General features: G+C 72.5%; 15 protein-coding genes. All 15 read left to right on the plus strand.

The window, feature by feature from the left end; translation table 11 throughout:
* Window positions 1-27 precede the first annotated feature (27 nt).
* The 15 genes from DEU32_RS13760 (at window position 28) to DEU32_RS13825 (ending at window position 13,115) form a co-directional block, all read left to right on the plus strand.
* Window positions 28-372, plus strand: a complete 345-nt coding sequence (locus DEU32_RS13760; RefSeq protein ID WP_058741146.1) for a flagellar basal body protein — start codon at window positions 28-30, stop codon at window positions 370-372.
* On the plus strand, window positions 369-764 hold the full coding sequence (locus tag DEU32_RS13765) for a flagellar basal body rod protein FlgC (RefSeq protein ID WP_058741145.1): 396 nt from the start codon (window positions 369-371) through the stop codon (window positions 762-764). Before DEU32_RS13760 ends, DEU32_RS13765 begins: the two co-directional genes overlap by 4 nt.
* Window positions 764-1,111 carry a flagellar hook-basal body complex protein FliE gene (gene fliE, locus DEU32_RS13770; RefSeq protein ID WP_180225233.1) on the plus strand — a complete coding sequence of 116 codons (348 nt, stop codon included), beginning with the start codon at window positions 764-766 and terminating at the stop codon, window positions 1,109-1,111. The genes DEU32_RS13765 and fliE overlap by 1 nt, the downstream gene beginning before the upstream one ends.
* The gene (fliF, locus tag DEU32_RS13775) at window positions 1,111-2,772 is read left to right on the plus strand and encodes a flagellar basal-body MS-ring/collar protein FliF (protein ID WP_114851053.1); all 1,662 of its coding nucleotides are present in this window, start codon (window positions 1,111-1,113) and stop codon (window positions 2,770-2,772) included. Before fliE ends, fliF begins: the two co-directional genes overlap by 1 nt.
* Window positions 2,769-3,851: a flagellar motor switch protein FliG gene (gene fliG, locus DEU32_RS13780; protein ID WP_257222115.1), complete on the plus strand. Its 1,083-nt coding sequence runs from the start codon at window positions 2,769-2,771 to the stop codon at window positions 3,849-3,851. Before fliF ends, fliG begins: the two co-directional genes overlap by 4 nt.
* A complete protein-coding gene (locus DEU32_RS13785) occupies window positions 3,844-4,506 on the plus strand; it encodes a hypothetical protein (RefSeq protein WP_114851054.1) in 663 nt (220 codons plus the stop codon). The genes fliG and DEU32_RS13785 overlap by 8 nt, the downstream gene beginning before the upstream one ends.
* Window positions 4,503-5,834: a FliI/YscN family ATPase gene (locus DEU32_RS13790; protein ID WP_114851055.1), complete on the plus strand. Its 1,332-nt coding sequence runs from the start codon at window positions 4,503-4,505 to the stop codon at window positions 5,832-5,834. Before DEU32_RS13785 ends, DEU32_RS13790 begins: the two co-directional genes overlap by 4 nt.
* Window positions 5,834-6,265, plus strand: coding sequence for a flagellar export protein FliJ (locus DEU32_RS13795; protein WP_114851056.1), 432 nt, complete (start codon window positions 5,834-5,836; stop codon window positions 6,263-6,265). The genes DEU32_RS13790 and DEU32_RS13795 overlap by 1 nt, the downstream gene beginning before the upstream one ends.
* On the plus strand, window positions 6,262-6,981 hold the full coding sequence (locus tag DEU32_RS13800) for a C40 family peptidase (RefSeq protein ID WP_114851057.1): 720 nt from the start codon (window positions 6,262-6,264) through the stop codon (window positions 6,979-6,981). The genes DEU32_RS13795 and DEU32_RS13800 overlap by 4 nt, the downstream gene beginning before the upstream one ends.
* A complete protein-coding gene (locus DEU32_RS13805; RefSeq protein WP_114851058.1) occupies window positions 6,978-8,393 on the plus strand; it encodes a flagellar hook-length control protein FliK in 1,416 nt (471 codons plus the stop codon). Before DEU32_RS13800 ends, DEU32_RS13805 begins: the two co-directional genes overlap by 4 nt.
* Before the next feature lie 12 nt (window positions 8,394-8,405).
* On the plus strand, window positions 8,406-8,837 hold the full coding sequence (locus DEU32_RS13810; protein WP_114851059.1) for a flagellar hook assembly protein FlgD: 432 nt from the start codon (window positions 8,406-8,408) through the stop codon (window positions 8,835-8,837).
* Between the two features lie 62 nt (window positions 8,838-8,899).
* Window positions 8,900-10,075: a flagellar hook protein FlgE gene (locus tag DEU32_RS13815; RefSeq protein WP_114851060.1), complete on the plus strand. Its 1,176-nt coding sequence runs from the start codon at window positions 8,900-8,902 to the stop codon at window positions 10,073-10,075.
* Between the two features lie 472 nt (window positions 10,076-10,547).
* Window positions 10,548-10,721, plus strand: a complete 174-nt coding sequence (locus DEU32_RS17260; RefSeq protein ID WP_181819300.1) for a hypothetical protein — start codon at window positions 10,548-10,550, stop codon at window positions 10,719-10,721.
* Window positions 10,722-11,406: 685 nt separating this feature from the next.
* A complete protein-coding gene (locus DEU32_RS13820) occupies window positions 11,407-12,093 on the plus strand; it encodes a GntR family transcriptional regulator (protein ID WP_254631529.1) in 687 nt (228 codons plus the stop codon).
* Window positions 12,090-13,115 carry an ADP-ribosylglycohydrolase family protein gene (locus tag DEU32_RS13825; protein ID WP_254631530.1) on the plus strand — a complete coding sequence of 342 codons (1,026 nt, stop codon included), beginning with the start codon at window positions 12,090-12,092 and terminating at the stop codon, window positions 13,113-13,115. The genes DEU32_RS13820 and DEU32_RS13825 overlap by 4 nt, the downstream gene beginning before the upstream one ends.
* Window positions 13,116-13,197 lie beyond the last annotated feature (82 nt).

A 13,197-nucleotide genomic window follows, 5' to 3' on the forward strand; every position in this document is an offset into this window, starting at 1 on the left:
GCCGCTGCCGAAGGGGACGGTCGACCAGTGTTCGATTCCGTGACGAGCGCCGCGCTGCAGAGCGCGCTCGACGGCCTGTCGCTCCGACAGCGCACCATCGCGAACAACATCGCGAACATCAACACGCCGAACTACCACGCCGAGAAGGTGCAGTTCGAGGACGCGCTCGCGCAGTCGATCGTGCACGGCGACGGCCACACCGCGGCGACGACGGCGCGGAGCCTCGAGCCGACGAACACCAACGGCAACAACGTCAACCTCGACCAGGAGACGCTCTCCAACGTCGACACCGTGCTCCGGTACCAGTTCGCCACGCAGGCGATGAACAGCGAACTGACGAGCGTGCGCGCGGCGATGCGGACGAGCTCGTGACGACCTTCGACGCGATCGGCATCGCGAGCACCGGCCTCACCGTGCACCGGAAGTGGCTCGACGCGATCTCGGACAACATCGCCAACGTCAACACCGTCCGCTCGATGGACGACTCCGCCTTCCAGGCCCGGTACGTCGAGGTGCAGGAGGGTGCGGGGACCTCCGGCGCCTACGTCAAGGGCGCCGCGTTCGGCAGCGCCGCCGGCCGGGTCACCTACGACCCGGAGAACCCCCTCGCGAACGCGCAGGGCTACGTCCGGATGCCGGACATCGACCTCGGGACGCAGATGGCGGACCTCATCATGGCCCAGCGCGGCTACCAGGCGAACGCCGCGGTGGTCGACCGGGCGAAGACCGCCTACGAGGCGGCACTGCAGATCGGGAAGAACTGATGCCCATCGACGCCGTGAACGGTGTGACCACGAACGCGATGACCCGCGCGTTCCCGAGCACGTCCGACGTGACCGGGACCGGCGGCCTCGGCGGTGCCGACGCCACCACCGGGACGACCGGCGCCGGCGACGGCTTCGCCGGCAGCCTGACGAACGCCGTCGACGGTCTGCAGCAGCTGCAGAGCACCTCGAAGACGCTCGCGCTCAAGGCCGTCACGGGCAACCTCGACGACATCCACGACGCCACCATCGCCGCCACCCGTGCGCAGGTGACGCTCGAGCTCGTCGCCGCCGTGCGGAACAAGGGCGTCGACGCGTTCAACGAGATCATGCGGATGCAGGCCTGATGCCCGCCGCCGTCCAGGACACGTGGGCCCGGCTCGTCGCCTACGTCAAGGGGTTCTCCGCCGCGCAGCGGACCATCGCGATCATCGGCATCGCGGCGGTCGTGCTCGGTGGCATCGCGCTCGCGAGCTGGCTCGGGAAGGCGACCTACGCGCCGCTGTTCACCGGCCTCGCCGCGAAGGACGCGAGCTCGATCACCGACCAGCTGACCACCGACGGGGTGCCGTTCCAGCTCAGCGACGGTGGGGCGACGATCCTCGTGCCGCAGGCGCAGGTCTACTCGGAGCGGCTCAAGGCCGCGTCGAACGGGCTGCCGTCGTCGAACGAGGGCGGCTACTCGCTGCTCGACAAGATGGGCGTGACGAGCTCGGAGTTCCAGCAGGACGTCACCTACAAGCGCGCCATCGAGGGTGAGCTCGCGAAGACGATCTCGTCGATGGACGGCGTGCAGACCGCGACCGTGCAGCTCGCCATCCCGGAGAAGACCGTGTTCACCTCCGAAGAGAAGGACCCCACCGCGTCCGTCTTCGTCGCGACGGAGAACGGCAAGCAGCTCACCACCGAGCAGGTGCAGTCGATCGTGCACCTGACGAGCGCCGCCGTCGAGGGCATGCAGCCGACCGACGTCTCGGTCGTCGACTCGAAGGGCCAGACCCTGTCGGCCGTCGGCACCGGCACAACCGGCAGCGGGCAGGACCAGGCGGCGGACTACGACGCCACCACGAGCAAGAAGATCCAGGACCTGCTCGACACGACCCTCGGGGCCGGGAACGCGAGCGTCGTCGTCTCCGCGACGATGAACGAGCAGTCCGGCACCCGCACGTCCGAGAGCTTCGCCACCCCGACCTCCGGGCCGGTCGCGCTCAACGAGTCGAGCACCAAGGAGCAGTACGGCGCGGGCGCCGCCGGGGCAGCGGGGGCGACCGGCGTCCTCGGCCCGGACAACGTCGCCGTCCCGAACGGCGCCGCGTCGAACGGCACCGGTGGCTACACGAACGAGTCCGCGACGAAGAACAACGCCGTCGACCACACCACCGAGACGACCCAGATCCCGGCAGGGGGCGTGCAGCGGCAGACCATCTCCGTCGCGCTGAACGCCCGCGCCGACGCCGTGAAGAACGCGAACCTGCAGAGCGTCAACGACCTCGTCGCCGCGGCGGCCGGGGTGGACAACGTCCGCGGCGACCAGGTCCGCGTCGCGGTGATGGACTTCGACCGCTCCGCCGCCCAGGACGCGCAGAAGGCGCTCGAGGCGCAGCAGCAGGCCGACCAGCAGGCGTCGATGTGGTCCGCGATCCGCACCGCCGGCATCGTCGTCGCCGTGCTCGCCGCCGCGATCGTCCTGGCGATCGTCCTCGCCCGCCGCGGCCGTCGCCAGGAGCGCGAGGCGGTCGACGTCGGCGAGCTCGACGCCTTCGCCGGCGAGACGTTCGAGCTGCCGCTCGCGCTCGACGACGCCGAGCGGAGCGGCCTGGCCGCCGGGGACGCCCCGACGGTCGCGCTCCCGACCCTGCCGCACGACGACGCCCCGACCGAGGTCCTCACGACCGACGAGATCAGCGCCGAGCGCCGCCGCCAGGACATCTCCGCCCTGGCCGAGCGCGATCCGAAGCGCACCGCCGAGCTCCTCCGCGGGCTCCTGGACGACCGGTCCCCGGTGTGAGCGGCGTCGTGCCGGTCGCCGCTGGGAGTGCCGCCGCCGGGAACACCCCGGCGGGCGGCGGGACCGCCGCCGAGCGTCCCCTCACCGGCGCGCAGAAGGTCGCCCTCATCCTCATGCAGATGGAGACCGAGCGCGCCGCCGAGGTGATGAAGCAGTTCACCGAGCTCGAGGCCGAGGAGATCTCGGCCGAGATCGTCCGGATGCGCCGCGTCGACGACACCGTGGTCGACCGGACGATGAGCGAGTTCCACCGGATGACCCAGCGCGGCCACGTGCAGAAGCGCGGCGGCAAGGACGCGGCGCTCGGGCTGCTCGAGGCGTCCTTCGGCTCCGAGCGCGCCGCCGGCGTGATGGACCGCCTGGCGTCGAACCTGGCCGGGCAGTCGTTCGAGTTCCTCGACGACGCCGAGCCCGGGCAGGTCGTCAGCCTGCTCGAGGGCGAGCTCCCGCAGACGATCGCCCTCGTGCTCGCGCACCTCAAGCCCGCGCAGGCGAGTGCCGTCCTGGCCGGGGTCGACGAGCGCGTGCGGACCGACGTCGCCCAGGCCTTCGCCACGATGGGCAGCGCCACGCCCGAGGCGGTCGGCATCGTCGCCGGGGTGCTCCGGCAGCGCGCCGGTGCCGTCGTCTCCCCGCGCGAGAGCGTCGAGGTCGTCGGCGGCATCGCCCCGCTCGTCGACATCATCAACCGCTCGGACGTCGCCACCGAGAAGGCCGTGCTCGAGGGGCTCGAGGCGCGTGACCCGGAGCTCGCCGAGGACATCCGCTCCCGCATGCTGACCTTCACCGACATCGTGAAGCTCGAGTCCCGGGACATCCAGCAGGTGCTCCGCGGCATCGACTCGAAGCTCCTTGCGACCGCCATGAAGGGCGCTCCGGGCCCGGTCGTCGAGACCATCCGTGCGAACGTCTCCGAGCGCAACCGCCAGCTCCTCGACGACGAACTGCAGTCGATGGGGCCGGTCCGCGTGTCCCAGGTCGAGGAGGCGCGCGCCGAGGTCGTCCGCTCCGTGCGCGAGCTCGAGGCGCAGGGCGTCATCACCGTGCACCGCACCGAGGAGGACGAGCTCGTTGACTGACCCCGTCCTGCAGCGCGTCGCGTACCCGGTGCTCGACGGCACCGTCGCGCGGGACCGCGCCGCGGCCGCCGACGTCCGTGGGCACGCCGCCGGCTACGCGGCCGGGCTGCGCGCCGCCCAGGCGGAGACCGCGGCGCTGCACGCGCGCCTCGAGACCGAGCACGCCGCGCGCGTCGCGGCCCTGCAGGCGGAGACCGCCCGCCGGGTGCAGGTCCTCGACGCCGCCACGAACGCGCTCCTGGCACAGGTGGCGCCCGTCCTGGCGGACGCGGAGGACTCGCTCGTCGACGCGGCCCTGGACCTGGCGGAGGCCGTCGTCGGGTACGCGGTGCGCGCCTCCCGGCAGACGGTCGGTGACCACACGGCGGCGGACGCCGACGGGGCGGGAGCCGGCCTGGAGGACCGTGGCGCGGACGGTGCGGAGGCGACGGTCCGGCGGGCGCTCGCGCTGGTCGACCGCACGGTCGCCCTGGCGGTCCGGACCAGCCCCGCGGACGCGACGCGCGTCGCCGGACTCGACCTGCCGGTCCCGGTCGTCGCCGACCTGTCGCTCCGCGACGGGGACGCGGTCGTCGACCTGCCGGACGGCCTGCTCGACGCCCGCCTGGACGCCGCGCTCGGTCGTGCCCGCGAGGCCCTGGAGACGGCACGGTGACCGCGACGCTGCTCCGCCCCCGTGGCCTCGACGATGCCCGTGCGGCCGCGGGGCCGCAGCGCGTCGGCGTCGTGACGAGCGCCGTCGGACTCGGCCTGACCGTCGCGGGACTCGACGCGCGCATCGGCGACGTCGTGACCGTCGGCGCGGACGGCGGACCGCAGACCGCCGTCGAGGTCGTCGCGACCGACAACACCGGCGTGCGCTGCATGCCGCTCGGCCGGCTCACCGGCATCACCGCCGGCACCCCCGCACGGCCGACCGGCCGTCCGGTGCTCGTGCCGACGGGCGTCGGGCTGTTCGGCCGCGTGCTCGACGGGCTCGGCCGTCCGATCGACGGCCGCGGACGCCTGGACTCGGACGGCGCCGTCCCGATCGACCACCCGACGCCGGACGCCATGGCCCGCACGCGCATCGACGCGCCGATGCAGCTCGGCGTCCGCGTCCTGGACACCCTGACGACCGTCGGGCGCGGGCAGCGCATGGGCCTGTTCGCCGGGTCCGGTGTCGGCAAGTCGTCGCTGCTGTCGATGATCGCGCGCGGGAGCGACGCGGCCGTCAACGTCATCGCGCTCGTGGGGGAGCGCGGCCGCGAGGTGCGGGAGTTCCTCGAGGACGACCTCGGTCCGGAGGGCCTGGCGCGCTCGGTGGTCGTCGTGTCGACCTCGGACGAGCCGGCGCTCATGCGACTCCGTGCGGCCTTCGTCGCCACCCGGATCGCGGAGTCGTTCCGGGACGCCGGGGCCGACGTCGTGCTCATGATGGACTCGCTCACCCGCGTCGCGATGGCGCAGCGCGAGATCGGCCTGTCGGTCGGCGAACCCCCGGCCACCCGGGGCTACCCGCCGTCGACGTTCTCCGTGCTCGCCGGACTGCTCGAACGCGCCGGGACGGACCGCGTCGGCAGCATCACCGGGCTCTACACGGTCCTGGTCGACGGCGACGACCACAACGAGCCGATCGCGGACAGCGCGCGCAGCATCCTCGACGGGCACGTCGTGCTCGACCGGAAGCTCGCCGTGACCGGGCACTTCCCGTCCGTCGACGCGCTCGGCTCGGTGTCCCGCGTGGCCTCGAAGGTCACGACGCCCGAGCAGCGTGCCGCGGCGACCGTCCTCCGGAAGGTGATGGCCGCCCGGCAGGGGGCGCAGGACCTGCTCGACGTCGGCGCGTACCAGCGCGGGACGAACCCGCTCGTCGACGCCGCGGTCGACCACCGCGGCGCGATCGAGGCGTTCCTGCAGCAGGGCATGGACGAGCGCGCCGACGCCGCGTCCTCGTGGCACGCGCTCGAGACGCTCGTCGCACGGCTGGGGGTGACCGGCTGATGGCGAAGCGCTTCCCCCTCGCCGGGCTGCTCCGGCTCCGGCACGCGCAGCAGGACCGCGCCGCCGCCGTGCTCGCCGCCGCGAACGACCGGGTGCGCGACGCCGCGGACGCCCGGATCGCCGCCCGGCGGAACCTGGCCGACAGCGAGGCGTCCCAGCCGATCACGGACGCGGCGACCCTCAGCGCGGTCGCCGCCGCCCGGGCGTCGACGCGCGGGATGCTCGAGGAGCTCGAGGCCGTCGCACGGTCCCGCCGCGAGGACGCCGACGCCGCGCAGGCCGAGCACACCGCTGCACGCCGGGCCGCGCTCGGGCTCGAGAAGCTCGAGGCGCAGCACGCGCGCCAGCAGGCGGCCGAGGAACTCCGGGCGGAACAGCACGCCCTCGACGAGATCGCGGCTCGACGCCGCACGGAAGGTGGTGCCCGATGAGCGTGGACGCCGTGCTCTCCCGCATCGACGAGATCCGCACACGCATCGACGCCCTGCGCAGCGGGGTGACCGGCGGGACGACGACGACCACGACCGGGTCCTCCGGCGCCGCGTCCTCGACGACGTTCGCGGACGCGCTCTCCTCGGCGGCCGACGACCCGCTGTCCGCGTCGACCTCCGCGGCGAGCGCTGCCACCGCAGCGCCCGCGACCTCCGTCGACGCCGGCAAGGGCACGCTCGCCACCGGCAGCGGCGCGACCGGGGCGGACGTCGTCGCGGACGCGAAGAAGTACCTCGGTGTGCCGTACGTGTTCGGCGGCACCACCCGCTCCGGGATGGACTGCTCCGGTCTCGTGCAGACGGTGTTCAAGGACCTCGGCGTCACGATGCCCCGCGTCGTGCCGGACCAGGCGGACATGGGTGTGCCGGTCGCGTCCCTGGCCGACGCGAAGCCCGGGGACCTCATCGTGCCGAAGGGCGAGCAGCACATCGTCATCTACCTCGGCGACGGCAAGGTCCTGCACGCTCCGCGCCCGGGCAAGGACGTCCGCATCGTCGACAACTGGTACAAGGACTCCGACATCGCCACCATCCGCCGGATCGTCCCGTCCGAGACGCCCGCGACCCCGGTCGTGTCCGCGGGCGCTGCGGCGTCGAGCGCGACGGACCTGCAGACCGCGGCGCTCCTGTCGATGATGCGCGGGAGTGCCGCATGAGCCCGGTGTCCACCGTCCCCACGCCGGCCGTCCGGTCGGCGCCGACGCCACCCGCGTCCGCGCCGGGCCCGGGCCAGGCGTCGGGTTCGGCCGAGCCCTTCGGCGCCGCGATGGCCGCGGTCGCGGGCTCGGCGCACCAGGCCGCGCCCCGGGACGGTCGTGAGCCCGAGCACACCGCGACCGAGCACGCCGGAACCGACCACGACGGCGCCGGTACCACGACGACCGGCGAGCTGGTCGCTGCGAGCGACGCCGCCGCGGCGCTCCCGGTCGCACTCGTGGCCGCGCTCCCGGTGCCCGTGCCGTCGATCGCGCCCGCGGGACCCGCCACTACCACTGCCACGGCGCCGGGGACGCCGGCCTCGACCACTTCGGCGAACGAGACGGCGGCGGGGCCCGTGGCCGCGACCGCGACGCCCGTCGTCGCGGCGTCGACGATCGTGCCCACCGCGGCTCCGCTCACCACGGCCCCGACCACCCCGGCTCCGACCAGCGGTACACCGGCGCAGGCCCCGGTCCGCGACAACCCGGCGGTGTCGATCGACCCGGGCACGACGCCCACGCCCACGCCCACGCCTGCGACGGCAGCGGCACCGGTAGCAGCCCGGGCGCCGCTCGCGCACGGGGAGCCGGCGGCGACGAGCAGCCCGGCCACCACGGGCACCCCGTCAACCCCGTCCACCACGGCTGTGGCGCCCGCCGCGCCCGCAGTGCCGGTGACCCCCGTGACGGCGACGGCGACGGCGTCCGCGCCGGCGCCGGCGACCGCGGACACCGCGGCTGCGCTCGCGACCGCACCTGCCGTACCCGTGACCCGCCCCGCGCAGCCGTCCCGCGGGACCGGCCACGCACCGGAGGCGACGCGGACCGAGCAGGGTGATCCGATCCTCCAGGCCGTCTCCGCACCCCGCGGTGGTGAGCCGGCCGTCACCGTCCCGACCCCGCCGGCGGCCCCGACCGCCGGACCCACGCCGACCACGGGCGCCCCGGCCACGAGTGCCCCGCTCGCCCAGCAGCTCGCCCGCCCGGTGTTCGCGCTCGCGCACGTCGGCACCGGCGAGCACGTCGTCACCGTCCAGGTCGTGCCCGACACGCTCGGACCGGTCACGGTCCGCGCCCACGTCACGCCGCACGGCATGCACGTCGAGCTGTTCGCGGCGTCCGAGGCGGGCCGCGACGCGGTCCGCCAGGTCCTGCCGGACCTGCGCCGCGACGCCGCGGGCGCCGGCGTCGCGACGACGCTCGACCTGTCGTCGCAGAACCACCCCGGCGCGCAGCCCGGTCGCGACGACCGTCCGGCTCCGTCGCCGCTGCGGTCCGACCCCGGCCTGGAGGCGCGCCCCGCGCCCGCCCCGCAGCCCACCCCCCGTCCGTCCACCGTCCGCGCCGTCGGACTCGACGTCCTCGCCTGAAAGGCCACGACCATGCCCCTCTCCGGCATCACCGGTTCCGTCGACACCGCGGCGCAGGCCGCGGCCCTCGCGGCGAACAGCACCACGAAGAAGTCGCAGACCATGGACTCCGAGGTGTTCATGCAGCTCCTCGTGACGCAGCTGCGGAACCAGGACCCGTCGTCCCCGATGGACACGAACCAGATGATCAGCCAGCAGACGCAGCTCGCGATGATGGAGCAGGTCACCAACCAGACCACGACGGCGAACGAGAACTTCTCGCTGCAGATGCGCATCGCCGCCGCGAACCTCGTCGGGAAGCAGGTCAGCTACACCGACGCCGCCTCCGGGTCCGCCGTCACGGGGACCGCCACCGCCGTGTCGTACGCCTCGAGCGTGCTGACCGTGACCGTGAACGGGAAGGAGGTCGACCTCGACGTGATCTCCGGTATCACGACCGCCTGACGCGGTCCCTCTCTTCTCCTTCGTTCTTCGCTCTTCGCTCTTCGTTCTGAAAGGGACACCTCATGCTCCGCTCGCTCTACTCCGGGATCTCCGGCCTCCGCTCCCACCAGGAGATGCTCGACGTCACGGGCAACAACATCGCGAACGTCAACACCGTCGGCTTCAAGTCGTCGTCCACCGTCTTCCAGGACACCCTGTCGCAGATGACCCAGGGCGCCGGGGGACCGCAGACCGGCATCGGCGGGACGAACCCCGCGCAGATCGGTCTCGGCGTCCAGGTCGCCGGGGTCTCGACGAACTTCGCACAGGGCTCCGCGCAGGCCACCGGCAAGGCCACAGACCTGATGATCTCCGGCGACGGCTTCTTCGTCACGCGCCTCGGCAACGACACCGTGTACTCCCGCGCCGGCGCGTTCGACTTCGACGCCGACGGTCGCCTGGTGTCCGCCGACGGCAAGATCGTGCAGGGCTACCCCGCGACGAACGGCGTCGTGAACCAGGGCGGACAGCTCGGGGACATCGTCCTGCCGCTCGACGCCGCCGCACCGGCCACGCGCACCACGACCGCTTCCGTCACCGGCAACCTGCCGTCGGAGACCGCCGTGGGCGGGACGCGCGTACGCGAGTCGACGGTGTTCGACGCGTCCGGCACCAAGCAGACCCTCACCCTGACGTACACGCGGACCGCCACCGGGTGGTCCGTCGCCGGCACCGACGGCCAGGGCGGCACCGGGACCGGCACGCTGACCTTCGGTGCGGACGGCAAGCTCACCGCCGGTGGCTCGCTGACCGTCGGCGGGATCGCCGTGGACATGACGCAGCTCAGCGGCTTCGCGACGCTCGACACGTCCTCGATCGCGTCGCAGAACGGCAAGGCCGCCGGCACCCTGCAGGGCTACTCGATCGCGAAGGACGGCACCGTCGTCGGCACCTTCTCGAACGGCGCATCGCTGGCGATCGGCCGCATCGCGCTCGCGACCTTCGCGAACCCGGCCGGCCTCGAGAAGACCGGGGCGTCGGGCTACCGCGCCACCGCGAACTCGGGGCAGGCGACCGTCGGTGCGCCGGGCGACCCCGGGGTCGGGCAGCTGGCGTCGGGCACGCTCGAGATGTCGAACGTCGACCTGTCGCAGGAGTTCACGAACCTGATCGTCGCGCAGCGCGGGTTCCAGGCGAACGCGCGCATCATCACGACGAGCGACGAGGTGCTGCAGGAGCTGACGAACCTGAAGCGGTAGGGGCGGCGGCGGCGGCGGTCGGCGGGCGGCGGGCGGTCCGGCGGCCGCCGGGCGCCGTCAGGTGCGGGGCGCGGGGGATCATCCGGGATCGGGCCCAGGCGCTCCGCGATTCCGTACCGGCCGTGCGATCACGGCCGGTCGTCGTGCGGCGACTGCGGATCAGTACGCCGGTACGGACACGCTCACCGACCCGGTGACGCAGCTGCAGACCACGTTCTGTCACCCGCCGGGGGAGGAGGAGGACGAGTCCGTGGTGCACGAGCACCGGCGGGGCTCCGTGCCGATGCCGCTCGACGTCACCGCGACCGATGCCCTCGGCACCGGGCTGACCGCTCCCGGCCCACCAGGATGCGTTGCTGATCCGCTGGTGGCACGCGCTGCCCCGGTAGAACGGCTTCGAGTCATCGCGGCCGGACAACGGCTGTGCAACGGACGCCGTCCAGAGGTGCGACGAGCGAGAGCAGGCTTCCGCTTGGAGAGCCCCGTACTCCTGATCCGGTCGATCACGGCGTGCGTCCTCGGCGACGCGTGCCTGGTGCTCGGCGGCGGCGGCGGCTTCGCTGGTGCGTCCCTCGTCGTCTGCGTCGTGGTGATGCTGGTGGGTGTCGTGACGTTCGCGGACTGGTTGCGGAGAGGTCGCGCCTGAGTGGAAAGCCGGGGCTCCGTCAGCCGGCTCTCCGCGGCGGGACTCGACGTGGCGCTCGTGACCAGCTCGGTCTCGCGGTGACCTGCTTCCACCGGAACTGCGTCAACGGCCAGGCGTGGCGCCCGAGCGACACCTCGTCGGACCAGACGATCGGGTGACTGGAAGTACGCAAGCACCGGCGACAGCTCCGGCGGCGCACACACCGCCGTGCCGCGCCCGTCCTCCTCGAGCGAGCCGATCGAACGACGACGACCCATGACCGCGCCAGGAGGAAGCGGCTCCGACGTCCACATACCGAGCCCTCGGTGAGACCATCGCCGGACCAGCCATCTGAGACAGGAGCCGTCGTGGCGAGAAGAGGCGGGCAGGCGGTGCCCGCTGAAGGACCGGCTGTCGGACACCGGTACCGGCGCTCCTGTAGCCGCCGCCGACGCTACCCACTTCGCACTCGGAGCCGCTTCGGCCCTGTCTCGCAACCGACGAGCACGACGCGAGGGCTACCAAACTCCCGCGCGACGGCCAACGCCGACCTCACCCGCCGCCTCTCCGATCGTCCGCAACACCTGGCGGGTGGTGTGTTGACGAGTTGCGACCGCCATCGTCCGCGAGCATCAAATCGTAGTGGTTGTTGAACAGGTCTTGTACATGTACTCTTTCGGCCATGCCTGTCTCATCGAAGCGACGCTTGGTCGCTGACGCCCTCCGTGACGCGATCGCCACGGGACGGTACCGCGCCGGTGAACGTCTGCCGGGTGAGCACGACCTCGCTGCTCGCTATGAAGTGAGCCGCGGCACCGTTCGCGCCGCTCTCGCAGACCTGGCTGACGATGAGTACATCTCGACTCACGGGGGCGTCGGGTCGGTCGTGACATTCGACGGGGCGACGCTCGATCCACGCGGCGGATGGGCCCGCTCGATCGCTGCCTCGGGCACCGAGGTAACGACTCGTATCCTGCGGATCGCGCGCCTGGACAGTCCGGACCTGCAAGCTGAGCTCGACGCGGCCACTCCCGTGTTCGTCGCGGTGGACCGCATCCGTGCCGTCACCGGCGAGCGGCCCGTATCGCTCGAGCGGAGCATCCTGCCGCACGTGGGACGTCTTGCGTCCGCGATCATCGAAGGCCTCGTCGACGACTCGCTCACCGCCACCATCGCCGAAGCCGGCCTCATCCCTTCCAGCGCCGAGCAGTGGATCGACGTCGTGCCGCTCGACACGAACGATGCCCGCCTGCTCGAGCGCGCCGACGGCACACCCTTTCTTCGAAGCCGCCGCGTCTCGCGCACCGCCGAAGGCGTGTTCGTCGAGCGCGTCGACAGTCTGCTCGACCCAGATCGCTTCCGACTGCACATGCGTTTCGGAACAGCGCCGTGACCACACTCTCGACCCGACAGGACTCCGTGACTCACCAGACCGCTGCTCTTGCCGCGATGACCGGCCTCGCGATCGGCGACGCCCTCGGCATGCCGACCCAATCCATGTCACTCGCGCAGATCCGCGCTGACCACGGGAGGATCACCGGCTTCGTCGACGCCGGACCGCACCAGCGAATCGCTGCCGGCATGCCCGCGGGCACGATCACCGACGACACCGAACAGGCTGTGCTCGTCGCCGAGTTGCTCCTCGAAGGCAGAGGGCGACTCCACCCGACCCGCTTCGCCGAAGCACTCATCGCGTGGGAACGTGCGATGGAGGCAAAAGGCTCGCTCGATCTACTGGGGCCGAGTACCAAAACTGCCGTGCAGAGGATCCTCGACGGTGTCCCGGCGTCCGAAGCCGGATCGACCGGCACCACCAACGGCGCCGCGATGCGCATCACCCCGGTCGGGATCGCCGTGCCGTCAGTCGACCTCGTCCGCTTGGTCGACGCCGTGCAGAACGCCTCACGTGTGACCCACGACACTGGGCTCGGTATAGCGGGCGCAAGCGCGATCGCCGCCGGTGTGAGCGCCGGAATCGACGGCGCCACCCGAGCCGAAGCGCTCGACGCCGCGATCGCTGCCGCAACGATCGGCACCCATCGCGGCCACTGGATCGCTGGTGCCGACATCGCGGCCCGGACGACGTGGGCAATCGAGTATCTACCGACCGTGCCGCCGGCCGATCGCATCGAAGCCGTCTCACAACTCATCGGCACGAGTGTCGCCAGCCAGGAATCCGTCGTCGCAGCGCTCGCCCTCGTATCGCTCGACGAAGACCCCTGGGAGACGCTGTGCACGGCGGCATCGATCGGCGGCGACACCGACACGATCGCTGCGATGGCGGGTGCCGTCCTCGGAGCGGTACACGGACCTGACGCCTGGCCTTCCGATGCGGTGGACGCCGTCACCACCGTCAATCACCTGAGACTCGATCCGCTGGTCGACGGGCTTCTCGCGCTCCGTCAATCGGCCTGACCTGACCGGAGGGTGGCGGTTCTCCGTGGCCGCCGCCGTCCGATCATCCCTTTCGTGCAGCACCCTTCCAATGATGTAAGAG

Origin of the sequence: Curtobacterium sp. AG1037 (assembly GCF_003349855.1) — a bacterium.
GTDB lineage: Bacteria > Actinomycetota > Actinomycetes > Actinomycetales > Microbacteriaceae > Curtobacterium > Curtobacterium citreum.

Coding starts and splice junctions, on each gene's coding strand:
- fliE (WP_180225233.1), top strand. CDS start 764: ATGCCCATCGACGCCGTGAACGGTGTGACCACGAACGCGATGACCCGC.
- fliF (WP_114851053.1), top strand. CDS start 1,111: ATGCCCGCCGCCGTCCAGGACACGTGGGCCCGGCTCGTCGCCTACGTC.
- DEU32_RS13795 (WP_114851056.1), top strand. CDS start 5,834: ATGGCGAAGCGCTTCCCCCTCGCCGGGCTGCTCCGGCTCCGGCACGCG.
- DEU32_RS13800 (WP_114851057.1), top strand. CDS start 6,262: ATGAGCGTGGACGCCGTGCTCTCCCGCATCGACGAGATCCGCACACGC.
- DEU32_RS13805 (WP_114851058.1), top strand. CDS start 6,978: ATGAGCCCGGTGTCCACCGTCCCCACGCCGGCCGTCCGGTCGGCGCCG.
- DEU32_RS13810 (WP_114851059.1), top strand. CDS start 8,406: ATGCCCCTCTCCGGCATCACCGGTTCCGTCGACACCGCGGCGCAGGCC.
- DEU32_RS13815 (WP_114851060.1), top strand. CDS start 8,900: ATGCTCCGCTCGCTCTACTCCGGGATCTCCGGCCTCCGCTCCCACCAG.